We start from the raw sequence: 24,874 nt of genomic DNA, 5'->3' as shown, positions 1-24,874 counted from the left end.
TCAGTTCTCACCATCCGGTGGATGCGGCGGCAGACAGTCCGTCGCACCGTCGCGCCACTGGTGGTTGTACCGGCCGGGCACCAACGTCACGAACGCGACGACGGCGTCCTCGTCGAGCGAGTCCAGACGCTCCGAGCGCTGCCAGCCGCTGAGCGCGATGCCGTGACCGAGCTTCGGGTACGGCGCCACGACCACGTCTCGTGGATACTGCCGTCCGATCCGCTCCAGATCGTCCACCACATCAGCCGGTACGTCGGGCGCGTACTGCAGCAACACGTGCCCGTGCTCGAGGACGTGCACCTGCAACTCCTCCGCGACCGGCTTGCGGTAGATGCCCGGCGGTACGACCCGAGGCGAGTGCGGCCCGGACGTCGGCGGCATCGAGCGGTACGGGTCGTGCGGCGCACCGTCGTACGGGATGTGCCGTTTACCCTCGAACGGTTGCGGCGTGCCCGGGACCTGGTCGCAAGCCAGCGCGGGCTTGTCGGTGAACGAGCCGAGCAGCACGCCGAAGGCGAGACCGGACATGGTCAGCACGCTCAGGCCGGTCACGATCACACTGACCAGCAGTCCCCACTTGCGCGCGGACTTCATACCGCCACCGCCACACGCGCGGCCCGGCGGGCGCGGATACGGTTGCGGAGGGCAACGAACAGTGGCGCGGTCAGGTTCACGAAGGCGAAGGTGACCAGCCCGATCCCCTCCCACCAGTAGAAGCTGAAGACCGGCGCGCCGACCATCACCCCGGCGGCCCAGCCGATGGTCACCTTGGCGGCCGGCAGGATGAAGTTCCAGGCGAACCAGCCCATCCAGACGATGCCGGCCAGATACAGCAGCCGGTACCACCGGGCGACCCGCAGATCCTTCGCGTCCGCGTCGCGCAGGATCGTCTGCTCGACCGGCGTGAGCTTGCGGATCAGCCGCTTGAGGCCGAGCCGGGTCACCTGGTGCAGGTTCTTGCAGCCGGTCGCGGTCGCCATCACCAGATACATGTCGGTACGCAGGTACGCCATCGTCTGGAAGGCGAGCTTGCCGACCTGGCTGAGCACGAGCATCGCGAGGAACCGGACCACATGCGGGTTCAGGTCGAGCCAGCCGCGCGAGTAGGCGAACCGCGGCGCGACGGCGGCGAACAGGACGAACGAGTCGAACCCCATCCCGGCCAGGAACGGGCTGTACCGCTTGGCCGGCGGCAATGCCCACAGCCCGGTCAGGTCGGTCTCCAGCACGGTGAAGATGCCGCGTCGTTCGAGCCTGAGCTGCGACTTGACCCCGGCGGCGGCGCCGGCGAAGGCATGCCAGATCTCGTGGACGACGGCCAGACCCATCACCACCACATTGGTGATGACCAGGCTGAGCATGATGTCGGTGACGACGAACGCGTCCTCGTAGCTGGGCAGCAGCGAGTGATCGGCGGCGAACATCACCAGCGTCGCGACCAGGCAGCCGACGTAGAACGTCCAGGCGGCCTTGCCGAACAGCGGTTTGACCACCCACGGCGGGATCTTCGAGACCACCCAGTACTTGACCTTCTTACCCTGCTCGGCCTCCTCGACGCGCGGGGCCGCAGCCTCCCCCGCGGCCTCGCGCTCGTCGAGAAGGCCGGCTTCGACGAGCATCTCGACGAAGTCCAGCACGTCGACGGGCTCGCCGAGCTCGTGTTCCAGGACGTCGGCGACCTCGGCGACGGTGTGCCCGGCGGCCAGCAGCTCGATCAGCCGCGCGCCTGCCTCGGGGACGACGACGAACCGGCCGGTGGCCGGATTGCCGAGCACGAACTCGTCCTCGTCCTCCTGGCGCACCAGCAGATGGGCGACGCTCGGACGGCTGGTCGCGTCCAGGGCGGCGATCGTCATCGACCGATCCAGCCGCAGGTCTCGCACTTCTCCCCGGTCGTCGGCGTGACCACGTAGTGGTAGGTCAGGTCGGTGAGGCTCAGGTGGAACATCCGGCCGGCCGTGCTGGTGGGGATCCCGGCCAGGTGGTAAACCGCGTCCATCGCCGCCATGTGCCCGGTGAGGTTCGCGGTCGGCGCGATCACGGCGTGGCCGTCGAAGGGGAACAGGTCCTCAGGCTCCTGGCCGTACCGCTGGCGGATGAAGTCGGTCATGCTGACCAGGCACTCCTGGCAGCAGGTCTGGCCTGGGATGAAGAGTCCGATGACCGCCATCGGACCGGCGTACTGGGCGAGCATCCACGGGGTGCCGGTACGCAGGGCGGCCTCGTTGGTCCACTGGCGGATCAGCTTCTGCGGCTGGTCGGCGCACAGGACGAGGAGGTCGCGGTCGTGCATCAGCGCGGCCACGTCCTCGGTGTTGAAGACCTGCTTCTCCTCACCGGTGACGACGGCGTGCCGGTTCATCCGGCTGAGTCGCTCGACTGCTACCGGGACCTTGGGCTTGCCGAGGTCGTCCTCGGTGTAGAGAAGCTGGCGGGTGAGGTTGCCCTCCTCGACGGTGTCGAAGTCGACGCAATGCACGCTGCCGACGCCGGCCGCCACGAGGGACGAGGCCACTGCCGAGCCGGTACCACCCAGGCCGAGCACCACGACGCTGCTGTCCTTGAGCCGCGACTGGACGTCGTACCGGCTGGGGCGTGGGGTCAGGTCGACCCAGGAGTAGTACGTCGTCGCCCGGTCGTAGCGGTCGATCTCGGCGGGGCTGAGGTTGGCGGGGGTGGGTCCGGCGGCGTCTTCGACGTACCCGGCGTCGATCAGGCCCTGGATCGAGTCACGGATCTCGACCGGGCAGAGCTCGGGGCGCTCGGCGATCAGCGCGTCGACGATCTCGTCCCGGGTCCGGGTGCCGTCCATCAGGCCCAGCAACAGCCAGCGGTCGCCGTCCTCGTCGTCGATCTCGGCGCCGATGCCCAGCTGCCGGCCGCCGATGTTGATCAGCGTCGGCGTCAGCCGGACGGGTTTGTGGATGCCCTTGATCCGTGGCCGCAACATCGCTACCTCCCGTGAAGAGATCCGCCCGAACAGATCCGCCCGTGAATCGAACGCCCCCGGTGGACCGGGACGCGGTCGCCCGCGCCCCGGCCCTACTGACCGGCTAGCCGCATGTGGCGTCGCGGCACCCGCCGCCGCCACCGCCCGGATCGGTGATGATCAGGGTCGTGTCGAGGTTCTCCAGCTTGCGAACCACGAGCTTCCGCGGCTCGCGGACCTCGGCCTTCTGTTCCATGACGTCCTCCAGATGTCTGGTTGGTCATCGCATTGCGACGGCGCCGCAATGCGATGATTAGAGCACCCTGGACAATTAAAGCCAATGCGCCCGCTAAATGTATTTTGGTGTATTTTTTGGGCATTCTCCGGAACAAGCGCTGAAGCAAGCGATCCATCGCCGTACCGCTCAGGAAGCCTGCCACACAGGGGAAAACAGTCAATGGGTAATCTCTACCCAGATTCCTTGCAGGCGGCCCCCATGAAACACCCGTGGCGGCCGGAAAAAATTCCGGGTAATGCTCGGGCGTACATTTCAAGTCACCGTTTGCGGTAGTTTCGGACATATCTATCGGTGACCAATCGGTTGCGCTGGGTAGTTGACCGGGGCATGCTTCGGTGCCATGAAGAGACTGATCGGATGGATCGTGCTGGGGCTGGTCGCGACCCTGGGGGTGACCGCTCCGGCGGTACCCGTGCCGGTGGAGCTGCCAGGCGGGAAAGCCAACTGGGTCGTGTCGGTCGGCGGACTGAACACCTCAGCGGTCAACAACTACGCGAACTGGACCCGGCTCGGCTGGTACATCTTCGCCGCCGACGGAACCGTCCGGACCAACTACTGGACCTGGAACCAGCGCGACGAGCCCGGCCGGGTCGACAGCATGGTCGCCAGCTGCGGCGGCGACGTGCCGACCTGCGCCGTGCAGACGATGGGGAGCTTCCTCACCGGGCCCACAGGTGAGTTCCAGGGCACCTACAAGACCTCGGCCGGCAAGGTCGACGTCACCTGGACCAAGAACGGAGCCGGTACCGCGCTCCCGAAGCCACTGACCGAGCACTGGTCGCTCGACCCGATCCCGGGCGGGAAGGTCGCGCGGATCAGCAGCGACGGGTACCACGGGCCGAAGGGCGACGTGACCGTGCCGACCACCTTCTCCGACTACTCGGCGACGTTCGGGATCGGGTACGGGAGCAACGCGCCGCTGTCGGCGGGCAACAAGGCGAGCGTCACGGACATCCGGACCGTCTATGGACAGGATGAGTACCTGGGTACGTTCGTCACGGCCAGCGTGGGCGCTGTCCACCGTGAGCCCTCCGGGATGAAGGCGACCGGGTTCGACCAGTGGCGCTCATGCCCGAGCGGCAAGTGCGTCGGCATCCGGGAGAAGAACACCGGCTGCAACTGCACCACGCTGCCGACCCGCAAGGACCGGATCCGGTACATGGCCGATGCTCCGCCGGCCCGGAACAACATCTACACCTACTGGTGTGAGTGCCTGCGCCAGAACGCTGACTGCTACAAGGCCAACAACCACGTGCAGTCGTTGCTGCAGATCATCGACGACGACCGGAAGCTCCAAGGCTGGGTGGGCGTCGAGACCTCGACCCACGTCGATCCGAAGACCCTCGAGCCGGACCAGGACTACGCGCACGCCTACTGGGCGGTGCTCAACATGGTCACCCCGGACCTTCGTGGGCCTCAACCGAGCTGACAGCCAGGACAGACCCGGGCCCGGCGCAGGCGTTGGGGGGCCTGCGCCGGGTGTCTGGGGTCAGCGGCCGCCGAGGAGGCCGCCGAGCATGCCGGCTACGCCACCTTCCTGGCCGGCTTGCTGGCCGCCGCCGGTGCCGCCGATGAAGCCGCCGGGTGGCTCCTCGGAGGGCTGGACGACGACGAAGCCCTGGCCGGTGAAAGCCATCGTGAACGCTTCGCCGGTGGTCCGGCCGAGCAGGGTGCCGAGGCCGAGCGAGTCGGCGCGCTGGTACCCGGTCTGCAGGCTGGTCGACCAGCAGACGGCCGCCTGCGGGTCGGCGAACGTGGGCTGGTCCACGTTCAGTACGACGGGGGTGCCCTTGCAGGTGATCGCGATCCGGCCGGCGCCGGAGAAGTTGCAGTTGAACAGGCCCGAGTTCGACATCATCCCGGCGCCCTGCACCATCTTGATGTCCCAGCTCAGCGTCGGCTCGAAGGCGAGCACGTTGGCGCCGTTGATGCTGAGCCCGTCGTGTGGGCCCTCCAGGTCGATCAGGTAGATGTCGGCGGCGCGGTCGGCGAGGAACACGTCGCCCTGCCCGCGCATCTTCATCAGCGGGATGCCTTCACCGGTGAGCTTCTGCTTCAGGAACTTGCCGATCCCACCCGCCCCCTGCGCCTCGAACTGCACGTTGCCCTGGTAGGCGACCATCGCCCCCTGCCGGGCGAAGACCTCACCGCGCAGCTCGACCTTGAGCAGCTTCGAGTTCTGCAGCCGCAAGCCGGCCTGGGCCGACTCCTGTTCCTGGTTCGTCGCGGCGAACAGTTCGCTCCGCATGCCGAATCCCCCTCCTTGTCGATGATCCCGAGCGTAGGCTCAGACGCACCGAGTCCCCTCCCGGTGCCATACCATCCTGCCCCCGAATCCCCACTTCCTGCCCTTCCGATCAGCTGACCCCGTGCGCACGGGATGCTGTTGCGCGCCGGAACCACCGAACGGGAGCGTCCATGAGTAACAACTGGTACACCGACAACCGCCAGAATCGTGAGCTGGAGGAGCTTCGCGATCAGATGGCGGCGGCTTCGTCCGAGGCTTCCAGTTTGCGGTCCCGGTTGTCGCAGGTGCAGGGGACGATGGAGACGCGGTTGCAGCGGCTCACGACCGCGTTCGATGCGTTCGTGGAGCTGTCCGACATTCGCGAGAGTCTGATCGGGTTCGCGGACGCGGCGGAGGTACGCCGGCACGCGGGCCAGGTGCTGGCGACGCTGGCGGCCGGGGAGAAGCCGACTCGGGTGGGGCGCGACGTACCGGCGTACTGGCTCGCGCCCGCCGTGGAAGCGATTCGCGAGCCAGGTGCTCTGGACGAGGCCGTGCTGGCTGAGGCGATGAAGCGGGATGAGGTGAGGACCAGTACGTTCCTCTGCCTCGCGCTCGCGGCGCTGGGCCGGCGCAATGAGGTGCGGGCGGAGTGGCTCGGGACGGCGTTCGGTGAGTTGGCGGCGGGCAACGTGACGCGGACGCAGCGGGCGCTGTGGACGGCGGCTGCGCGGGGTGGATTCGGGGTCGAGGGTCAGCAGTGGATCGTGGCTCAGCTCAAGGCCGGTACCGCCGGAGAAGGGCACTGGGCCGGGGTGGTGAAGGAGCGCGCGACGGGCCTGTCCGTGAGCGCGGCGCCGCCGTTCAAGGAGTTCACCACTCAGTTCAAGGCCGGTGCCGACCTCGCCCGGCTGCGGGCTGGGGTCGAGGCGATCACCAGTGACACCAGCGTGCTCGAGCCGGATGGCGCCCTCGCCTACGCAGCGGGAGAGAAGCCGGATCCCGACAGCACGTCTGCCCTGCTGCGGCTGCTCATCGCCGAAGGCAGCGAGCCCGAGCGCGAGATGCTCTCCCGCGTCGGCGAGCTCCGCGCCAAGGTCACCAACGGCACCGCGCCCAGCAACGGCTCACTCGGCGACTCGGCCGGTGAGCTCGGCAAGCTGCTCGAGGCGGATCTCGCCAAGACCGACGAGCCGCACCTCGCCGCGACGGCGTTGCGGGTGGTCGCTGACGCCGTACTCGCGGACGCCGAGGAATTGATGAAGACCGCAAGCCTGCCGACGCCGTCGCAGGTCAGCAAGGAAATCGAGTGGCGGCAGGTGACCCTGACCCCGGACGGCGCGGATCGACTCTCGCTCGCCAAGGCCGAGGTGGAGATCGCCGAGACGGTGAAGCCGCTGTCCGCCGCGGATCTGCGCGGTCCGATCGGGTTCGGCGTGGCCGGCGTTATGGTGCTGATCGGCCTCGGGTTCCTGGTGCACCCGTTCTGGATCGTGGTCGGCCTGGTCCTGCTGGGCATCGCGGGCTACGGCTACTGGACCGCCCGGAAGAAGCGCGCCGACGAGCGGGCCGACACCGTCCGGCGGATCGAGCGGCTGCGCGAGCAGGCCAAGACGGCCGGCGCTGAGCTGGCGGCGTACAAGGCAGGCGACACCGCCCGCCTCGCCACGGTCGCCGGCGACCTGGAAGAGGTCAGGAAGCGCCTCACCAGCTGACAGCGCCTTGCGTGGAGTTTAGTTAGTCGGCTAAGTTTATTTCTTAGTCGGCTAACGAGACGACTCTACCGCGAGGAGACGTTTGATGGAGCTGGGATTGCAGGGCAAACGAGTGCTGGTGACCGGCGGATCGTCCGGGATCGGCCGCGAGGCGGCGCTGGCGTTCGCCCGGGAGGGTGCGCGGGTCGCGATCACCTACAACTCACGCAAGGAGGCCGCCGGCGAGGTGGTCGCCTCGCTCGGCGGCGAGGCTTTCGCCGTACCGATGGATCTGGGGACGCCGGAGTCGATCGCGGATGCCGTCAGCCAGACGATCGAGCGGTTCGGCGGGCTCGACGTACTGGTCGGCAATGCGGTCAACTGGGGCAACGCGACTCCGCACGAGCTGCCGCGGAAGATCGAGGACGCCCAGCCGGACCAGTGGCTGCCCGTGATGCGAGACAATCTGACGGGGAACTTCCGCCTCGTCCAGCACGCCGCGGCGGCCCTGCGCGCGTCGGATCAAGGACGGCTGGTACTCCTCTCGACCGATCTGGTCGAGCGCGGAATGGCCGGCGCCTGGGCGTACACGGCCGCGAAGGCCGGTCTGCACGGGCTCGTCGCCAGCCTGCAGCACGATCTGGGCGAGGACGGCGTACTGGTCAACCTCGTCATGCCGGGAGTCACGCTCGAGAACGGCAGCCATCGGGTGATCCCGGACGAGGTGATCGGCGGATTCGCGCAGCAGTTCACCGCTCGCCATCTGCCCGAGGCCGCGGACGTCGCCGCCGCGATCGTCTTCCTCTGCTCGGCCCGGAACACCTCCACCCAGGGCGAGATCCTCCGCGTCAACGGCGGCGCGCTGCGGGCGGCGTAGCCCACGCCACCGCCGCTGCGCCGCCGGACACCATCCTGAAAGCGCAAACCTCAGCGCTGATCACGGTCGAGGCTTGTACGGTGGGGGCAAGGACACATCCAGAAGGAGTGTTGAGATGGCCCGGGCGCTGATCGTGGTCGATGTGCAGAACGACTTCTGCGAAGGCGGGAGTCTGGCGGTCAGCGGCGGCGCGGACGTCGCCTTCCGGATCGGCGAGCTGCTGCACCGCTGGCACGACGCCGAGCCGCGCGACCGGGAGTACGACTACGTGGTCGCCACTCGCGACCACCACATCGACCCGGGCGACCACTTCTCCGAGACGCCCGATTTCGTGAACTCCTGGCCGGTGCACTGCGTGGCCGGCACCGACGGCGTGGGCTTCCACCCCAACCTCGACCCGCAACCCTTCGACGCGATCTTCGACAAGGGCGAGTACGCCGCGGCGTACTCCGGCTTCGAGGGCAAATGCCACGAGAACGGCAAGCCGCTGGCCGACTGGCTCCGCGAGAAGGACATCACCCAGGTCGACGTCTGCGGCATCGCCACCGACTACTGCGTCCGCGCCACCGCCCTCGACGCCAACCGCGAAGGCTTCCGTACGACGGTGCTGACCGGCCTCACCGCAGGGGTGGCGCCGGCCAGCACCGAACAGACACTCGTAGACCTCCGTACGGCGGGCGTCGCCCTTACCTGACCGGCGCGCCGGGGCCGAGCGGGATGCCGAGGGCCCACCAGGCCAGGAAGAGCACGGTCCACGCGACGGTCATCGCGATCGCCAGCGGGACCGTGTACGACGCCAGGGTGCCGACGCCGGCGTCCTTGCGGTAGCGCTGCAAGAAGCCCAGCGCCATCACGAAGTACGGGCTCATCGGTGTGATCGCCGTCGAGCCGGAGTCGGCGATGCGGAACAGCGCCTGGGTGGTTTCGGCGGGGACGCTGAGCAGCAGCATCATCGGGACCAGGATCGGCGCGGTCAGCGACCACATCGCCGAGCCGCTGGTGACGAGGATGTTGATCAGGGTCAGCAGGATCAGGATGCCGAGGAAGATGACGACCTTCGGGGCGCCCAGCTCGCCCAGCCAGCGGGCCGACTCGGCCGACAGCAGGTCGCCGATCCGGCTCCAGCTGAAGTACGCGAGGAACTGGGCGATCGCGAAGAACAGCACCAGGACCGGCGCCATCTGCTTGATCCCCTCGGCCATCAGCTTCGGCACGTCACCGGCCTTCTCGATCACGCCGACCGTGACGCCGTAGGTGATGCCGACCAGCCCGAAGAGCACGGCGACGACCATCGCGATCCCGTCCAGGAACGGCGACTCGACGATGCTGCCGTTCTCGCCCCGCAGCGGGGAGCTGTGCGGGATCAGGACGGCGATGATCGCGATCGCCGCGATCACGAAGACGACCGTTGCCCTGAGCAACCCGGTCCGCTCGCGGTCGGACAGGGTCAGCGCGTCCGGGTCCTCGCCGGGTGCGTCCGGATCCGCGTCGAGGTCGTCGCGCTTGCTCAGCACCAGCCGGGTGACCAGGGTGATGACGAGCGCGAGCAGGATCGACGAGGCGATGTTGAAGAACCAGTTCGACAGCGGCGAGACGGACGCGTTCGGGTCGATCGTCTTCGCGGCCGCTTCGGTGATCCCGGCGAAGATCGCGTCGTTCGGGGTCGGGATCGGGCTGGCGTCGTACCCGGAGGCGATCGCCGTGTACGCGACCACGACGCCCAGGATCGGCGACCGGCCGACCGCGCGGAAGGCGAGCCCGCCGAGCGGGACCAGGATGATGTACGCCGCGGCCGACGCGACGTGCGCCATCGTGCCGGCGAAGGCGACCGCGAAGACCACCATCGAGGTCGGCACCCGGGACACGCTGACCTTCATCAGCGACTGCAGGAACCCGGTCCGCTCGGCCAGCGCGACGCCCATGATCACCACCACGATGGTGGCCATCGGCGGGAACTCGGCGAAGTTCGAGACCGCCGTCGAGACGGCCATCTGCAGACCGTCACCGGACAGCAGGTTCTGCACCGCGACGACCTTGCCGTCCTTCGGCGACAGGACCGACACGTCCAGCGCGGCCAGGATCGCGCTCACCACGGCGAGGATCGCGGACAGGATCCAGAACAGCCAGAACGGATGCGGCAGCGCGTTGCCGGCCCGCTCGATCACGGCCATCCCGCGGACCAGGCGGGGCAGGTCCTTCTTCGGAGGCGTCGCGGTGGTGGTCATCGCTTGTGCGCCTTGAAGAAGTCACCGATGAGCTCATGCGCCTCGAAGGTCTGGCTGACGTACCCCGGACCCGAGGACGCGTCTGATCCCGGCCACGAATGGCCGCCGTCCGTCACCGCAACATGCACGACGTCAGCATCGCAGCCCTTGTACTTGGTGATCAGCACGTCGTCGCCGAGCTGACTGACCTTTGTGTCCTGATCGCAGTGATCGCGGACAGACCAGTCGCGGACCCAGGTCTGCACGTCCGGAAGATCGCGCTGGCCGTCGCCGCCGTACGGGATCGTGGTGTCGCCGGTACCGTGGATGTCGAGCACCGGGACCGGCCGGCTCGGGGCGCAGCGGGTGCCCTCGATGTAGAAGGCGCCGGAGACCGGGGCGATCGCGGCGAACCGGTCGGCCATCCGGCAGGCTAGGATGGCGGTGAAGCCGGCGCCGTTGGACTTGCCGGTCGCGTAGACGGTCCGGGTGTCGACGCAGTACTTGCCCTCGAGCTGGTCGAGCAGGTCGGCGGTGAACTTCACGTCGTCGACGCCCTTCGCCGAGTACGGCGCGCCCTGCCAGGCCTGCTTGTTCTCGTCGCCGATCACACCGTTGGGGTAGGCAACGACCGCGTCGAGCTTCGACAGGTCCGAGAACGCCTCGGTCTGCGCGCCGGTCTTGCCGCGGCCGTGGAAGACGAGAATGAGCGGGTACTGCTTGGACGGCTTGTAGTTGTCCGGGATGTGCAGGCGGTACGTCCTGGTGAGACCGCCGCTCTCGACGGTGTAGTCGCCGGTCGGCGCGGCCTGCTTGCCACATCCGGTAGTACGGCTCGGCTCGGCAGCTGTTGCTGTGGGCAACGTGGTGGCGGCGGTCACCAGGCCGGCCGTCATCAGCAGTGCGGCAAGAATTTTCGGGCGTGCGAGGTTCATCAGGGGTGCCTCCTCGGGCTGGCGACCTGCAGGCGGGCAGGTTCGCATCTGGAGCGCATCCGGCGCGATCCAGTGAAGGGGTACAGCGGGTGAGTCAGGCCGAGAGCAACTCGTCGGCGAAGGCGGCGATACGGTCAGCGGCGGTCTCGACCAGGAGCCGGCCGTCCTCGGCAGTGGCACGTCGGGGATCACCCAGGACGCCACGCTTGTGGTACGCATCGAACCCGACGGACAGGCGCGGACCTTGGGCCTGCCGGGACAGCCGGGCTTTCGGGGGTAGTTCGTCGAGCTGGGTCGCGCCGGGCTCCAGGAGTTCGGCCTGGACGAGTTCGGGCGCGAGGTACAACATCTGGGCGGTCTCGGCCTCACCTGCATGGCCGTGCACCTGACTGACCTCCATGCCTGCGATGAGGTCGGAGACCAAGGGCGTGATGGGTGTCCACGCGAAGGTGAGCCCGGGTTGCAGGAGGTACTCCTGGGCCAGTACCGACAGCGCGGCGTTGTTGCCGCCGTGGCCGGTGATGACGAGGAACTGGCGCCAGCCGTGTTGGTGCAGGCTGGCGACGACGTCACGGAGTACGGACTGGAAGGTTGCCGGGGACAACGTCACCGTGCCGGCGAAAGCCATGTGGTGTGGGGATACGCCGTAGTTGACCGGTGGTGCGATCACCGCGCGACCGTCGAGCCGCCCGGCGACGAGGTCGGCCAGCCCGGTTGCTCGGACGGTGTCGGTCGACATCGCCATCCCGCCGCCGTGCTGCTCCTGGGCGCCGACCGGAATGATCACCAGCGGCGCCAGGCGGACGGCGTCGCGGGCCTGGTCGGTCGTCATCTCCGCAAGCTTGTTGCTCATGGCAACTCCGGGAAGGCGGCCGCCTCGATGGCGGTACGGATGTGGTCGAGGTGCTCCCGGGTCAGCTGCTCGGCCGCGGCGGCGTCACCGCTCTTCACAGCCTCGAAGATCGCCCGGTGCTCCTCGTAGTCCCGCTTCCGGTTGTCGTACAACTGCCGGATCTGCTGCTGCTCCCGAACCCGCACCTTCAGCAGGCTCCCGATCAGCTCCTCCACGACCGGATTCCCACTGGCGGCCGCCAACTCCACATGAAAGTTGAGCGCAAACGCCGGCCCACCCGGAGGCGTCAGCGCATTCGTCACCGCCGCCTCCAGCTTCTCCAACGACCATCCGCCGCTCCCGGCTCCATGGGAGCCCGCCTCGCCTTCGGCTGCTGCTTCTTCTTCCGCCGCGCCCGCGCCGCCAGGCGCGGGCGCGGCGGTTGCCTGCACCCTTGCAGCCTGGGCGGCTACCGCTGGTTCGATCAGCAGGCGAGCGCCTATCAACTCCAACACCGAGTTCTTGGTGATGGGTGGGCGGTGCGGGTTGGCGAGGACGACGTTGTTGATGGTCGGGCCGACGTACGTGCCCGAGCCGTGCCGGAACTCGACGGCTCCGGTCGCCTCCAGTTTGCGGAGGGCCTCGCGGATCGTCGGCGTGGTGAGCTCGAACCGCTTGGCCAGCTCCCGGGCCGACGGAATCGCATCGCCCGGACCCAGATCGGCATCCCGGATGATCCCGAGGATCGCCTCGGTCAACCGGTCCGACAGACTGGGCGCCACACCCACCGTTGAGTTAGTCACAAAGTGACTAAATCACTTGCTCACTTCCCCGGTCAAGACCTCAGGCGTGCTCGAACCCTCAGCCGCGCTCAACCCGTCAGGCGCCGGCTGTCGTCAGGCGAGGCCGGCGTCGTGGATCAGCAGCGCGAGCTTGGTCCGGTTCGGTACCGCGAGCTTCGCCATCACATGCCCGACGTGCACCTTCACCGTCGACTCGCTCACCGACAACCGCTCAGCGATCTCCGCATTGCTCAAGCCCTCCGCGACCGTGATGGCCACCTCCCGCTCCCGAGGCGTCAACGCGTCCAACGCCTCGGCCGCCTCCCCCACCGCCGCGCCGCCTGGTCCGGTACCGGGCGCTGTTCGCGCCGTATACGCGTTGATCAGCCGCCGAGTGATCCGCGGTGACAACATCGCGTCCCCCGTAACCACCGTCTGCACCGCCTCCACCAACGCACGCGGCGCGATGTCCTTCAGCAGAAACCCACTCGCTCCCGCCTGCAACGCCTCATACACATACTCGTCCAGGTCGAACGTCGTCAGCACCACCACCGCCGGCGGATCAGGCAACGCCGTCACCAACCGAGTCACCTCGATCCCGTTCACGTTCGGCATCTGGATGTCGGTCAGCACCACATCCGGCTGGTACTTCGTGACAAGCTCGACCACCTGCGCCCCATCGGTGTCCTCGGCAACCACCTCGGCCCCACCACCCGCCTGCAGAATCAGCCGGATCCCGCTCCGCACCAGTTCCTCGTCATCGAGCAGCACCACCTTGATCATCAGTCAGCCACCTTCATCGGAAGCACCACCCGGACCCGGAACCGCTCCGCGACCCACCCGACCTCCAACACCCCACCCGCCAACGAAACCCGCTCCCGCATCCCCACCAACCCGAACCCCGCCCCAGGAACCTCCGCCTCCACCCCACGCCGACCGCCCGCTGTGTCCCCCACGCCCCGGCCATCCGGTGTCTCGGCGGTGCCTCGGGGATGCGGGTGGTTGGTGCCTGCTCGGGGGTTGGTGATCTCGACCGTCAGGTCGTCGGCGTCGGTGGTGATGACGACGCTGACCGGCTGGCCTGGTGCGTGTTTGGCTGCGTTGGTGAGAGCCTCCTGCACCACCCGGTACGCCGCGCGGCCGGCGGCGGGTGCTGGATCAGGTACCGGGTCTGGCAGTTCGAGGTGCACGTCGAGCCCTGTGGCGCGGGCGTCATCGACCAGCACCGGTACTGCGCTCAGCGCCGGCGCGACATGCCCCGGCTCACCCGGCTGCTCGTCACGGAGTACCTGGAGGATCTCGCGTAGCTCGGTCAGCGCGGTCGTACTGGTCCTGCGAATCACCTCAGCCACCTGCTCGGTGTGCTCATCAGGCGCCGTCATCGTCAACGCGCCCGACTGCAGGGCGATCGCGCTGACCCGATGCGCCACCACGTCATGCATCTCCCGCGCAATCCTCCGTCGCTCGGCGATGACAACACTCTCGGCCCGAAGATCCCGCTCCCGCTCAGCCTGATCAGCCCTGTCACGCAACGCCTGCAGCAATGCGCGGCGCTGGTAGACCCACAGCCCGAGCAACATCGGCGCGCCCACGAACAACACACAAGAAGCAAGCGCCTCAGGCCAGCTATAAGCATCCCGCCGCGGCACCGGCCAAACCACCACAACCACCGAGCAGTACGCGGCCGACACAAGCGCCTGCCACCGAAGCCCCTTCCGGCTGGCGACGGTGTAGGCGGCAACCATGATCTGCAAGCTCGGAAACGCCAACCCCACCGGCGTAACCGCCACAGCAACAAGCGGAAGCCTCCGCCGCACCACAAACCCACCGAACACCACGACGCTGACCAGCACACCGGTCACCTTCACCGCCGGCCCCTTGTCCTCCAGAAACGGAAGGATCGTCAGCCCAGCAGCCACCAAGATGTCAAAGGCAACAACCCACCGCTTCCCCTCCCACCAAGAAAGCCGCATGAACCTACGGTAGAGCCTCGCCCTCCTCCAGCCGGCATCCGCCCACGCACCCTCCCGACGCCGGCTTCCTGCCGGCGGCGCGGCTCTCCACGCATACCAAAGGCCGCCCGCGTGCACCCATCGGAGCGGGACATGGACCTCACGGGGCGAGTTGTGCGTGCGCGGCCGCCCGGAGAACTGGCCTGCGCGAGGTGGTGGAACGCGTCGGCGAGTGCGGCGGAGCGGGCAGTTGGGGCGGCATGGGGGAACTTCTGGGTCGGGGGGCTAGCACTTTGGTAGTACGGAGGTTGCTGTTTTCGGCGGATGTGGGCCGGGTTCTGTGCGCGGCAGTCTGGGCCTATGGCAACTAAGAGGGTGACGCGGTTTGCTGACGGCGACTGTTCTGCTGCTCCCGTTCGGGTTCGCGACAGCCGAGGCGGCGCCGGCTCAGAGGGTGACACGCGGGCCGGCGCCAGGGGCGGGTGATTTGGGGGATCGGTTGTTTCCGGGGCTGGGGAATGGTGGATATGACGCGTTGAGCTATGACGTGAGTCTGGGCTACCAGGTCGGTACCACCAAGATGCCCGGCGCGGTGACCATGCGGGCGGTCGCGACGCAGTCGTTGAGCCGGTTCAGCGTCGACTCGGCCGGACAACGGATCCAGCGAGTGTCGGTCAACGGGCGAGAGGCCAAGTACAAGCTGGCCGGCGAGAAGCTCGCCATCACGCCGACGCGTACGTTGTACAGGCATCTGCCGTTCACCGTCCGCATCGTCTACACCGCCGATCGGGCACAGAATCCCGTGCCACCGGGGCTGGGCCTTCCCCCGGGAGTCGCCAACCCGTTCACGGTCTGGAACGAGACGCCGGACGGGTTCGGTGTGATGGGACAACCGAACCGAAGCCACGTCGTCTTCCCGTCCAACGATCACCCGAGCGACAAGGCGCAGTACACGATCCACATCACCACCCCGAACGACCGCACCGGTGTCGCCGGCGGTCGCCTCGTAGCGGAGTACAAGCACCCGAAGACCACAACCTGGGTCTACCGAACGCAACACCCGATCAAGACCGACGTCGTCGCGATCGCAGTCGGCAAGTTCCGTGAGATCCGGCAGACCGGACCGCACGGCCTGCCCATCCGCAGCTACCTCGGCCTCGCCAAGTTCCAGGGCAAGCGATACACCGACGCGATGCAGGCCAACGCGCTCGAGACCCCACATCAACTCGCCTGGCTGGAGAGGCAGATCGGCAGGCCGTTCCCCTATGAGCAGTACGGCGTCCTCGGACTCACGACGATCTACGACGGCGTCGCGCTCGAAACGGCCGGGCTGTCCACGTTCGGGCTCCCGCTCTCCCTGCCGGCCAAGGACGAAGCAGGCACCCTGGTCCACGAGATGACCCACCAGTACTTCGGCGACGCAGTCTCCCCCAAGAGCTGGGACGACATGTGGATCAGCGAAGGCCATGCCCGGTACTACGAACGCAAGTACGACGCCTCCCGCGGATTCACCGACCTCAACGCCGAGCTCAAGGGCCTGTACGAATCCGACCAGCAGTCCCGCCACGACTTCGGCCCGATGGGCCACCTCAACGGCCAGCTGGCCGTCCTCTTCGACACCGACGTACCAGGTCAGCTGATGCTCACCGGCCTCAACACCATTGTCGGCGAGCAGACGTTCCGGCGGATCGAGCAGACCTTCTACGACCGGTACCGCGACGGAAACGCCAGCACGCAGGACTACATCGACACCGCCAACGAGGTCAGCGGACGCGACCTCACGCAGTACTTCGACAGCTGGATCTACGGCAAGACCACCCCACCGATGCCGGGCCACCCGGACTGGCACAGCACTCCCGCAAAGGCAGCCTGATGAACACGACCCTCGCGATCGCCCATGCCACCAGCAGCACGACCAACGACACCCTCGGGGTGATCGGAGCCGCACTGCTGGTGGGCCTCCTGCTCGCCTACGCCCTGCTGGTACTGGGCGCGCTGGTCAGTTCGCTCGGCGCACCGATGAGCGGGGGGATGAAGCTGGTCTGGATCATCTTCATCTTCATCGCCCCCTTCATCGGCAGCATCTGCTGGTTCCTGATCGGCAAACGCAACGCATACGTGTCGGCGTACCGCTGAGGGCGGTACGTCTCGGCGTACCGCTGATCAGGCGGGGACCACCACGGGTGCGCCGTTGGAGGTCAGCGACCAGTCGGTGGTGTGGAACGTGTTCGGGTTCACCTCACCGGTCGCGGTCACGTAGTCGATCATCAGCTGACGGATCTCGACCTGCCGGTTGTAGACCACCGGCGCGGTCTTGACGTGCGGGAAGTTGCCGCCGCCGGACTGACGATAGTTGTTGACGGCAACGACGAACTGCTGGTCCGCGGCCAGCGGCGCGCCGTCGTAGGTGAGGTCGGTGATCCGGGCGCCGGGGGCCTTGGCGATGTCGATCTTGTACGCCAGCGGCTTGGTCAGCCCGCCCATGATGTCGTAGTTGTAGTCCGGCGTACCGCCCGGAGCGGTCGGCGTCACCGCGTTGGTCACCTGGTCGGCCGGGAAGGGGCCCGGGCCGGAGACCTGCTTGAAGTACTGCGCGGAGAACTCCAGGTAGTCCTTCACCTGGGCGCCGGTCATGGTGACCGCGAGCAGCGTGTTGTCGAAGATGTACAGCCCGGCGACATCGCGGATCGAGACGTCACCCGCGGGGATCGCGGCCGCCCGGTTGAAGGGAGCGGCGATCGCGAGCACCGGCAGCGCGGCTTGCGGCGTACCGGCGAGTGCTTTACTGACGGCGTCGGCCTGGATGAAGTTGACGAAGTCGAGCGCTGCCGTGTCCTCCCAGGGCGCGGTCGCCGCGGACATCGCCTGGGTGCAGGTGCCGATCTTGGAGTTGACGTAGCCGACGACCTTGTCGTGGTCCTCCTGGAGGATCCGGACGACCTCCGGGTCGGACATCACCGTGTTCGCGTTCAGCACCTGGCTGGCCCGGGCGAGGACCTTCCACTTGCCCTTGACCTTCTGCAGGTCGAGGTCGATCAGGGACAGCCGCATGCCCCACTTGAGCGGCTCGGTCAGGACGACCTGTTCGCCGCTGACCTTGTTCGTCACGAGCCGCTGCGGGATTTCGAGGTGGGCGTGCCCGACCAGGACCGCGTCGATGCCGGGGACGGTCTCGGCCATCAGGACGGAGGCGTTCTCGGGTACCGGCAGCGCGTCGCCGTACGAGGAGGACAGGTCCATCCCGGAGTGGGCGGCGACGATCACGACGTCGGCACCGGCCGCGCGGACCTTCGGGACCCATTCCTTGGCGAGCTCGACGATGCCGCCGAACTTGACCTTGTTCTCGACGTTCGCCTTGTCCCAGATCGCGATGCCGGGGTTGGTCAGGCCGAGGATGCCGACCGTGACCGTGCCCTGGCCGTGCACCTGGACCTTCTTCAGCACGTACGGCGGGAAGACCGGCAGGCCCGTCGTCCAGTCCTGGGCGTTGGCGCCGAGCAGCGGGAAGTGCAGCTGGCTCTGGAACTTGCGCAGGATGTCGAGGCCGTAGTTGAACTCGTGGTTGCCGAGCGCGGCGGCGTCGTACTCGATCTCGTTCATCGCCGCGGCCATCGGGTGCCGGTGGCCGCCGGTGATGGGCTGGATCTTGGCGAAGTAGTACGCCAGCGGGGTGCCCTGGATGGTGTCGCCGGCGTCGATCATCAGCGGGTCGGGCGCGTGCCGGGTGGCCTTGACCCGGGCCCGGACGGCCTTCACCAGGGTCGCGACCTTGGCCAGGCCGATGTCGTTGTGGGCCGAGTCGTCGTACTCGGCGTTCTTGAAGTAGTCCCAGTTGAAGACGTTGCCGTGCAGGTCGGTGGTGCCCATGATCGTGAGCCGGACCACTTCTGGGTCCTTGGGCTTGCCGGCGTACGCCGGAGCCGCCTGGAAACCGGCAGCGGCCAGCACCGCGGCGGCCCCACCGATCACCGTTCGCCTGCCCACGTTGTGGTCCACCGCTCCGTCTGCCTGGTTCGCCGGGCCGCCGGCCCCAGTACCGGCAATCGTCTGGTCGCTGTCCGTCATCACTGTCGCCTCACGCGTCGTCGGGTTCTGGCTGAGCTACTGCTGGACCACCCCGCCGGTACCTGTGGGCCCGGCCGGGCCTGCCCCGACACGCACGATACGTGCGAAACGCCGGGGGTGGTGCATGGATGGCCCCTGCGACACGAGAGGATGCCGCAATGACCTTGCCGCCCGGCAAACTCTTCATGATTGCCGCCATCCTGTTCGTCGCTGCCCTCGCCCAGGCCGCCGGCCCTTCCTCCTCGCCGGCCTCTGCCGACCATCTGGTCGCGTCCGGACCGGCCGGGCCCCCGCCGCTGAAGATCTCGACGGTGGCGAAGACGGCCAAGCCGGTGCATCGGGCCGGGCGCAAGAGCCAGCGGACCGGCTCGACCGCGGTCGCGTCCGCGGACGACTGGACGCTGACGAACGACGGCAAGGTGGTGTACCTGACCTTCGACGACGGGCCGCAGGTGACGTACACGCCTCAGGTTCTTCGCGTGCTCGCCCGGCACCACGCGAAGGCGACGTTCTTCGTCCTGGGTCGCGAGGCGGCGGCGCATCCGGAGCTGGTCGAGCTGGCCCGCAGCCAGGGGCACCACATCGGCAACCACAGCTGGGACCACCCGATGCTCACGCATCTGCCGTTGAAGCGGATCCGCGAGGAGATCTTCAGCGGGGTGAAGTCGAAGTGCTTCCGGCCGCCGTACCGCGACACGAACGCGACGGTGGCAGCGGTCGCGGCGGCGAACCACCAGCGGCAGATCCTCTGGGACGTCGACACCAACGACTGGGAGAAGCCCGGCGCGGCGGCGATCGAGCACGAGATCCTGCGCGGCGCCCGCCCCGGCGCGATCATCCTGATGCACGACGGCGGCGGCACCCGCACCCAGACCGTCGCAGCCCTGGACCGGGCCCTCACCAAGCTGACCGCCCGCGGCTACACCTTCCGCGCCCTCCCCTGCTAGCTGGTCACTGAGGCCGTTCCACCCGAGAAGTGTTTCAGGGCCTGGTCGATGACATGGACCGGCTGGTCGAGGGCCTTGACCAGGTACAGGCCGGTCGGCTTGAGCAACGGGCTCGGCTTCACGACCGTACGCACCGCAGGCTGATCAAGTCCTCGTACTCCGGCGGTGGTGGCCCCGATCCCGGGCTGCAACTGCAGCTCGAGGACGAACTGCCCGAAGATCTTCACCTGCTTGAACCCCTTGACCGCCGTCCACGGCAAGATCACCGGGTACGCCGCGCCCTCGCACGCCAACTCCAGCGCCTTGGCCGACATCCGCATCGCCACCGGCGGCAACTCGTTGGCCGCGAACCACCGCTGCCGCTCCTGGTCCAGCTTGAGCGCCAGCAGCGTACTGACCACCAACGGAGCCATTGCCGCGATCAACAACAAGCAGAACGGCCACATCCCCGACCCCTGGAACGCGAACAGCGCGTACAACGCCAACACGATGCCCAACGCACCGATCACCAGGGTCGCCCAGGCCCCCCGCCGCTGCACCTTGCTGACCACAGCCCGCCGCTGCAACACCGCACCCCGATCGATGCCGACCACAAACGTCTGCACCGGAACTTGATCGCTCATCCCCCAACCCTCTCAGCCCCCAGGTCCTCCCGCCCACCGACACGGTCCTCACACCCACCAGGTACTCCCCACGCCGGCCGCAACATCCGCTCCCTCCGCGCTAGCTCCCACCCACCCCGAGCGCGAGCTACCTCGTCGCCCGCTTGAAGCGACCGCCTGGGGTATTACGGTGTCGAGTATGCGTACCTTGCATGTCGGGTTGCGGGTCAATGAGTTGGAGCGGTCACTCGCGTTCTATACGGCCGTCGGCTATGAGGTCGTCGGGACCGTCGAAGGCACGGCGTACGGGACTCTGACGATGCTCCAGCTGCCCGGCGACCACTTCGTGACCATCGAACTGGTCCACGACCCGGCATCCGGCCCGGCCGGGCCCGGTGTCGGGATCAATCATCTGGTGATTCAGGTCGAGTCGCTGGACGCGACCCGCGCGGATCTCGCCGCCAAAGGGATCGCAGCTGGGCCGGTCGAGAACCCCGGCCCGCGGACCTGCTGGATCACCGACCCGGACGGCTATCGCATCGAGCTCGTGCAGTGGCCGGCCGGTCATCCCGACGGCATCACCAAGGGTGACTTCGCCTGATCTGACCTGCCGTCGCAGGCCGGAAGGCAAGGGCGGTCTGTCTAGTTGTCGACCCCGTAGCGGAGAAGTACCAGGCCGTTGCCGAAGGAGGTCGCTTCGAGCACCTTCAGGTTCCGGGTGTCCTCGAAGACACGGGTGCCCTTGGCACGAGAGACCGGACAGACCAGCATCCGTACCTCGTCGACAACGCCGGCGGCCAGCAGGGAGTGCATCAGTTTCAGGCTGCCCCACAGCCAGAGGTCCTTGCCCTCCTGCTCCTTCAGTGCCCGGATGGTGGCGACCGGCTCGCGCGTCACCGTCGCGGCGGGATAGCCGCCCCAGGGAGCCGCATCCAGCGTCGACGAGACGACGTACTTGGTGAGGTTGTTGACCTTCTCGCCCCACTCACCCTGCTCCTCGGCGTACGGCCAGTAGTCCTTGGCCTGCTGATAGGTGTTCGCGCCCAGGATCATCGTGTCGATCGAGTCGCCGAAACCCATCATGCTCGCCTTGAAAGCCGGATCGGTCTTCTCGGAGAACGGCTCCCCCGACACGAAGCTGAGGCCGCCGTCCTCCTCCGCCGCGATGTTGTCCACAGTCACCCACTGCTGCACTACGAGCTTGCGCATGCCACTTCCTCCGCTACCTGGACAAGCGACCAGGCCGGCCGCTCCTACCCCTGGGACGGAGCCACCACGCCGGTCTCGACATCCCACCCGAGATCTTCCCCAGGCATCTGCGCCGATCCCGGGCGTTCGCCCGGACCGGGCTGCCGGCGAATTGTCGGTGACGGCTACTACCTTCGGTCGACATGAGCGCTCCGTGGACCACAGCGTTGGCTTTCGTCGCTGAGCAGCTGAACGGCGACCGCATCGACTGGATGCTGCTCGGCAGCGCGGCAACGGCGCTCCGAGGGGTGGCGATCGTCCCCGGCGACATCGACATCGCCCTGCTCGCGGCGGACGACGTCTCCCGCGCGGCGAGCGTCCTGCCGACGCCGGATCCGCCGACACCAGTCGTCTCCGGCGAATTCGTACCGGCGGACTGGATGAGCACGGCGGCAGAGCCGACGCGTCACTTCGAGCACGCTGGTGAACGGTGGACCTTCGGCCGGTGGTTCGTCGACGGCGTCAAGGTCGAACTAGCCCACATCGATGTGCCCGCCGTTGCCGCCCTGATGGTCGAGGCCCGCTCGCCTCTGGTCTGGCGCGAGCGCGACACGCTCAAGTGTCACGGACAGCCCGTCCCGGCAGTTCCGATCGAGGTGCAACTCGCCACGATGATCTCCCGGCAGCAGCACGACCGCATCGATGCGACCATCGCCGCGATCGACGCGTCTCGGCTCAACGTGCCGCTGCTACGCCGTGCGATCACCGACAAGCAATCAGAGGTCGCGGGCCTGACGGTTCCCGAACAGGTGAGGCGCCTTCTGGCCGAGTAGTGCGGCAGCTACAGGTATTTGCCGCCGCAGGATTCGGCTAGGGAGGGGCCGAAGAGGGCGGCTGGGGTGTGGGCGCCGGGTTTGCCTTCGTTGGCCAGTAGACGGCGGGCTACCTCGGCGGGGACTGCGCCGGTGTAGGCCTGGGCGTCGCCGAGCCGGAGCCAGCCTTCGTGGACGGCGCCGTCGGGCCATTCGATTCGGGCGTGGCCCCAGGAGTGTTCGCGGGGGCGTTCGCGGGCTTTGAGTTTCAGTTGGGCCAGGCGACGGATGGCGAAGCGGCGTACCGGGCCTATCGCCAGCAATGAGGTGGCTAGCGGCATCAGGGCGCGGGCGAGCGGCGAGCTCGGGGCTTCGCTCGAGGCGGCGTCGACCGACGGGGCGCCACTGGCTCGCTGGGCGGCCAGGAGTTCACCGAGGGGCATGCTCGCGGTGGTGACCGTTGAGCCGTCCGGCAGCAGCAGCTTCTGTACGCCGGTACCGAGTCGCGCGGCCACTAGCCGCCCACCCTCGTACCGCCACCCCTGAAAGCGTCCGCCGCCCTCGACGCCGGGGATGCCGTTGAGAATGCCGGCCGCCAGCGCCTCCCCGACGACGCCCGCCTCGACCGCCAGCGACGGGATCATGTCCACCCGGAGGCGCGACGGGGCCGGGCGCCCCTCGCACAGCTTCACGACGACGCTCTCGGTCGCGGTCACCCCGAACCCGGCTCCGGTCACGAAGGTCCGTCCCGCTGCTGCGGCGGCCTCGGTCATCCCGAGCAGGGTGGACACGGCGGCCACGTCGTTGGCGAGGTCGACGTAGTGGCTGGCCGGGAGGCAAGCGTTCGCGATCGGGGCGGCCGTCGTACCGAATGGACCGACCGTGTTGATGACCACCGCCGGCTGCTGGCGCCGGATCTCGGCAGCCATCTCCTCCACGGACCCCGCCACCACCGTCCGCCCGTCGCCGAATCGCTTGGCGGCCGCCGTCAGCCTCGTGGCGTCGCGGCCGACCAGTACCGGCGTGATGCCGCGGTTCACCAGCTCGGCCGCAATCGCAGCGCCACTGCGGCCGGTACCGCCCAGAATCCAGACCTCGGTCCCCATTGCTCAGCTCCAGTCGAACCGTTGCTGCCGTCGTCGTGACGACACGCGATGTCATCACTATACACAAGATGATGACATCGCATGTCATCAACTACACTCGCCCCGTGAGCAGATGGCAGCCGGACGCACGTGAGCGCCTGGAGCGGGCGGCGCTGGAGCTGTTCGCCGAACAGGGCTTCGCCGCGACCACCGTGCCCGAGATCACCGCCCGGGCCGGGCTCACCACCCGCACGTTCTTCCGCCACTTCGCCGACAAGCGCGAGGTCCTCTTCTCCGGCGAGGAGGAGGTACCGGGCCTGGTGACCCAGATGATGGCGGACGCGCCGGCGGCGCTCGACCCGGTGACGCTGATCGTCGAGGGCCTGAAGACGATCGCCGAAACCCGCTTCGAAGGCCGTCGCGAGGAACTCCGCGAGAAGCGCCAGATCGTCCGCACCGACGAAAGCCTCCGCGAACGCAACCTCCGCAAACTCGCGGCTCTCCGAGACGCCATCCACACCGGCTTCGTCGCCCGCGGCGTCGCCCCGCTCCCCGCGACCCTGCTCGCCGAGATCAGCGTGACCCTTCTGAACGTCTCCCTCAACGAGTGGCTGGACCAAACAGCCGACCGCCCACTCTTCGACATCGTCCTCGACACCCTCGAGTCCCTACAGACAACGGTCGCCGACTTCCCTGCACGCCACGCCTGACCAGCTCCAACTGTCGGAGCGCCCTGGCATCCTCCGCCGTATGCCGATCCCAAGAGCAGCCGCCGTAGTAACCGACGGCCGCCGAGCACTGGTCATCAAGCGCTACCTGCGGCAGATGTCAGCTGCCGCCTGCGTCATGTGCGAGGCCAGCGCCCACACCGGCCCGGACTGCCCCGGCCACCACTACGCCGTACTCCCCGGAGGCCACGTCGAGGAAGGCGAAACCGCCGAAGCAGCAGCCCTGCGGGAACTACACGAGGAAACCACCCTCACCGCCCGGATCGACCACCTCTTATGGACCGGCCACCACAACGGCAGACCAGCCTCGTACTACCTGATGACCGAAGTCACCGGCACGCCAGTCCTGTCGGGCGACGAAGCAGAAGCCCACAACCCCGACAACCACTTCGAACTCCTATGGGCAGCCACCGACCAGTTCGACGCCCTAGGCCTATACCCACCCGACATCAGACCGCCGCTGACAGAGCTGCTCGGGACCTAGCGCGCCCGGCCGCCAGGAACATCAGCCCCGCGCGAGCCACTGCGGCGGCCCGGGCGGCCCGGCGATTCGCGTGCACCACGAGATAGGCCCATCAGCCGCCGCTCGCTGGGGCCGTCGCCGTTGGGCCGTGGGCCGATGGGCCGTTGGGCAAAGGAGTACTCCTGGCCAGAGGACTGGCCAGCGCGGCTAGCCACAGGCACTCGGCGACAAGACCGGCCCGCTCGGTGGTCACC

At 68.0% G+C, this 24,874-nt stretch carries 26 protein-coding genes; 11 read left to right on the top strand and 15 right to left on the bottom strand.

The window, feature by feature from the left end; all coding sequences use genetic code 11:
• From ABD768_RS30980 to ABD768_RS30965, 4 genes are all read right to left on the bottom strand, one after another.
• Positions 1-594: a DUF3105 domain-containing protein gene (locus ABD768_RS30980; protein WP_343980435.1), complete on the bottom strand. Its 594-nt coding sequence runs from the start codon at positions 592-594 to the stop codon at positions 1-3.
• Positions 591-1,856 (bottom strand): PqqD family protein, encoded by a 1,266-nt coding sequence (locus ABD768_RS30975; RefSeq protein ID WP_344846521.1) that lies wholly within the window; start codon positions 1,854-1,856, stop codon positions 591-593. Before ABD768_RS30975 ends, ABD768_RS30980 begins: the two co-directional genes overlap by 4 nt.
• Complete coding sequence (locus tag ABD768_RS30970; RefSeq protein WP_344846520.1) at positions 1,853-2,950, bottom strand: HesA/MoeB/ThiF family protein; 1,098 nt, start codon at positions 2,948-2,950, stop codon at positions 1,853-1,855. The genes ABD768_RS30975 and ABD768_RS30970 overlap by 4 nt, the downstream gene beginning before the upstream one ends.
• Before the next feature lie 103 nt (positions 2,951-3,053).
• Complete coding sequence (locus tag ABD768_RS30965) at positions 3,054-3,185, bottom strand: hypothetical protein (RefSeq protein ID WP_343980427.1); 132 nt, start codon at positions 3,183-3,185, stop codon at positions 3,054-3,056.
• Positions 3,186-3,567: 382 nt separating this feature from the next.
• On the opposite strand from ABD768_RS30965, the gene ABD768_RS30960 reads away from it, so the two are divergent.
• Positions 3,568-4,656 carry a hypothetical protein gene (locus ABD768_RS30960; RefSeq protein ID WP_344846517.1) on the top strand — a complete coding sequence of 363 codons (1,089 nt, stop codon included), beginning with the start codon at positions 3,568-3,570 and terminating at the stop codon, positions 4,654-4,656.
• 60 nt (positions 4,657-4,716) lie between these two features.
• Here the strand turns inward: ABD768_RS30960 and ABD768_RS30955 are convergent, their stop codons facing one another.
• Positions 4,717-5,475, bottom strand: coding sequence for an AIM24 family protein (locus ABD768_RS30955; protein WP_343980421.1), 759 nt, complete (start codon positions 5,473-5,475; stop codon positions 4,717-4,719).
• 170 nt (positions 5,476-5,645) lie between these two features.
• Here ABD768_RS30955 and ABD768_RS30950 point away from each other — a divergent pair, with 170 nt between their 5' ends.
• The 3 genes from ABD768_RS30950 to ABD768_RS30940 all read left to right on the top strand — a co-directional run bounded on the left by ABD768_RS30950 (position 5,646) and on the right by ABD768_RS30940 (position 8,719).
• Entirely contained in the window at positions 5,646-7,169 is a 1,524-nt protein-coding gene (locus tag ABD768_RS30950; protein WP_344846515.1) for a hypothetical protein, read from the top strand.
• A gap of 85 nt (positions 7,170-7,254) precedes the next feature.
• The gene (locus ABD768_RS30945) at positions 7,255-8,025 is read left to right on the top strand and encodes an SDR family NAD(P)-dependent oxidoreductase (RefSeq protein ID WP_343980415.1); all 771 of its coding nucleotides are present in this window, start codon (positions 7,255-7,257) and stop codon (positions 8,023-8,025) included.
• A 115-nt stretch (positions 8,026-8,140) separates the two neighbouring features.
• Complete coding sequence (locus ABD768_RS30940; protein ID WP_343980412.1) at positions 8,141-8,719, top strand: nicotinamidase; 579 nt, start codon at positions 8,141-8,143, stop codon at positions 8,717-8,719.
• On the opposite strand, the gene ABD768_RS30935 is transcribed toward ABD768_RS30940, so the two are convergent.
• The 6 genes from ABD768_RS30935 to ABD768_RS30910 form a co-directional block, all read right to left on the bottom strand.
• On the bottom strand, positions 8,712-10,250 hold the full coding sequence (locus ABD768_RS30935) for an AbgT family transporter (protein ID WP_344846512.1): 1,539 nt from the start codon (positions 10,248-10,250) through the stop codon (positions 8,712-8,714). The genes ABD768_RS30940 and ABD768_RS30935 overlap by 8 nt on opposite strands.
• Positions 10,247-11,164 (bottom strand): CE1 family esterase, encoded by a 918-nt coding sequence (locus ABD768_RS30930; RefSeq protein ID WP_344846511.1) that lies wholly within the window; start codon positions 11,162-11,164, stop codon positions 10,247-10,249. Before ABD768_RS30930 ends, ABD768_RS30935 begins: the two co-directional genes overlap by 4 nt.
• 94 nt (positions 11,165-11,258) lie before the next feature.
• Entirely contained in the window at positions 11,259-12,017 is a 759-nt protein-coding gene (locus ABD768_RS30925; RefSeq protein WP_344846509.1) for a creatininase family protein, read from the bottom strand.
• On the bottom strand, positions 12,014-12,799 hold the full coding sequence (locus ABD768_RS30920) for a FadR/GntR family transcriptional regulator (RefSeq protein ID WP_344846508.1): 786 nt from the start codon (positions 12,797-12,799) through the stop codon (positions 12,014-12,016). The genes ABD768_RS30925 and ABD768_RS30920 overlap by 4 nt, the downstream gene beginning before the upstream one ends.
• 93 nt (positions 12,800-12,892) lie before the next feature.
• Positions 12,893-13,561 carry a response regulator gene (locus ABD768_RS30915; protein WP_344846506.1) on the bottom strand — a complete coding sequence of 223 codons (669 nt, stop codon included), beginning with the start codon at positions 13,559-13,561 and terminating at the stop codon, positions 12,893-12,895.
• Entirely contained in the window at positions 13,561-14,751 is a 1,191-nt protein-coding gene (locus tag ABD768_RS30910) for a sensor histidine kinase (protein WP_344846505.1), read from the bottom strand. The genes ABD768_RS30915 and ABD768_RS30910 overlap by 1 nt, the downstream gene beginning before the upstream one ends.
• Positions 14,752-15,265: 514 nt before the next feature.
• Here ABD768_RS30910 and ABD768_RS30905 point away from each other — a divergent pair.
• On the top strand, positions 15,266-16,603 hold the full coding sequence (locus tag ABD768_RS30905; RefSeq protein ID WP_344846503.1) for a M1 family metallopeptidase: 1,338 nt from the start codon (positions 15,266-15,268) through the stop codon (positions 16,601-16,603).
• Positions 16,603-16,866 carry a PLDc N-terminal domain-containing protein gene (locus ABD768_RS30900; RefSeq protein WP_344846502.1) on the top strand — a complete coding sequence of 88 codons (264 nt, stop codon included), beginning with the start codon at positions 16,603-16,605 and terminating at the stop codon, positions 16,864-16,866. Before ABD768_RS30905 ends, ABD768_RS30900 begins: the two co-directional genes overlap by 1 nt.
• A 27-nt stretch (positions 16,867-16,893) precedes the next feature.
• On the opposite strand, the gene ABD768_RS30895 is transcribed toward ABD768_RS30900, so the two are convergent.
• Positions 16,894-18,795, bottom strand: a complete 1,902-nt coding sequence (locus ABD768_RS30895; RefSeq protein WP_344846500.1) for a bifunctional metallophosphatase/5'-nucleotidase — start codon at positions 18,793-18,795, stop codon at positions 16,894-16,896.
• A gap of 158 nt (positions 18,796-18,953) precedes the next feature.
• On the opposite strand from ABD768_RS30895, the gene ABD768_RS30890 reads away from it, so the two are divergent.
• Complete coding sequence (locus tag ABD768_RS30890) at positions 18,954-19,742, top strand: polysaccharide deacetylase family protein (protein WP_343980383.1); 789 nt, start codon at positions 18,954-18,956, stop codon at positions 19,740-19,742.
• Here the strand turns inward: ABD768_RS30890 and ABD768_RS30885 are convergent.
• Complete coding sequence (locus tag ABD768_RS30885; protein ID WP_344846498.1) at positions 19,739-20,365, bottom strand: hypothetical protein; 627 nt, start codon at positions 20,363-20,365, stop codon at positions 19,739-19,741. The two genes, ABD768_RS30890 and ABD768_RS30885, sit on opposite strands and share 4 nt — an antisense overlap.
• A 178-nt stretch (positions 20,366-20,543) precedes the next feature.
• Here ABD768_RS30885 and ABD768_RS30880 point away from each other — a divergent pair, with 178 nt between their 5' ends.
• Complete coding sequence (locus ABD768_RS30880) at positions 20,544-20,945, top strand: VOC family protein (RefSeq protein ID WP_344846497.1); 402 nt, start codon at positions 20,544-20,546, stop codon at positions 20,943-20,945.
• 41 nt (positions 20,946-20,986) lie between these two features.
• Here ABD768_RS30880 and ABD768_RS30875 read toward each other — a convergent pair whose 3' ends face one another.
• Complete coding sequence (locus ABD768_RS30875; RefSeq protein WP_344846495.1) at positions 20,987-21,553, bottom strand: dihydrofolate reductase family protein; 567 nt, start codon at positions 21,551-21,553, stop codon at positions 20,987-20,989.
• 182 nt (positions 21,554-21,735) lie between these two features.
• Between ABD768_RS30875 and ABD768_RS30870 the strand changes: the two genes are divergently transcribed.
• Positions 21,736-22,365, top strand: a complete 630-nt coding sequence (locus ABD768_RS30870) for a nucleotidyltransferase family protein (protein WP_344846493.1) — start codon at positions 21,736-21,738, stop codon at positions 22,363-22,365.
• An 8-nt stretch (positions 22,366-22,373) separates the two neighbouring features.
• Here the strand turns inward: ABD768_RS30870 and ABD768_RS30865 are convergent, their stop codons facing one another.
• Complete coding sequence (locus tag ABD768_RS30865) at positions 22,374-23,450, bottom strand: saccharopine dehydrogenase family protein (protein ID WP_344846492.1); 1,077 nt, start codon at positions 23,448-23,450, stop codon at positions 22,374-22,376.
• 104 nt (positions 23,451-23,554) lie between these two features.
• Between ABD768_RS30865 and ABD768_RS30860 the strand changes: the two genes are divergently transcribed.
• Together ABD768_RS30860 and ABD768_RS30855 are read left to right on the top strand one after the other, a co-directional pair.
• Positions 23,555-24,139, top strand: a complete 585-nt coding sequence (locus tag ABD768_RS30860) for a TetR/AcrR family transcriptional regulator (protein ID WP_344846490.1) — start codon at positions 23,555-23,557, stop codon at positions 24,137-24,139.
• A 40-nt stretch (positions 24,140-24,179) separates the two neighbouring features.
• The gene (locus ABD768_RS30855; RefSeq protein ID WP_344846488.1) at positions 24,180-24,641 is read left to right on the top strand and encodes an NUDIX domain-containing protein; all 462 of its coding nucleotides are present in this window, start codon (positions 24,180-24,182) and stop codon (positions 24,639-24,641) included.
• The last annotated feature ends 233 nt before the right edge of the window (positions 24,642-24,874 follow it).

Origin of the sequence: Kribbella ginsengisoli, from assembly GCF_039537185.1 — a bacterium.
Taxonomy (GTDB): Bacteria; Actinomycetota; Actinomycetes; order Propionibacteriales; family Kribbellaceae; genus Kribbella; species Kribbella koreensis.
Note: the sequence above shows the minus strand (reverse complement) of the source record. Positions and strands in the feature narration are given on the sequence as shown.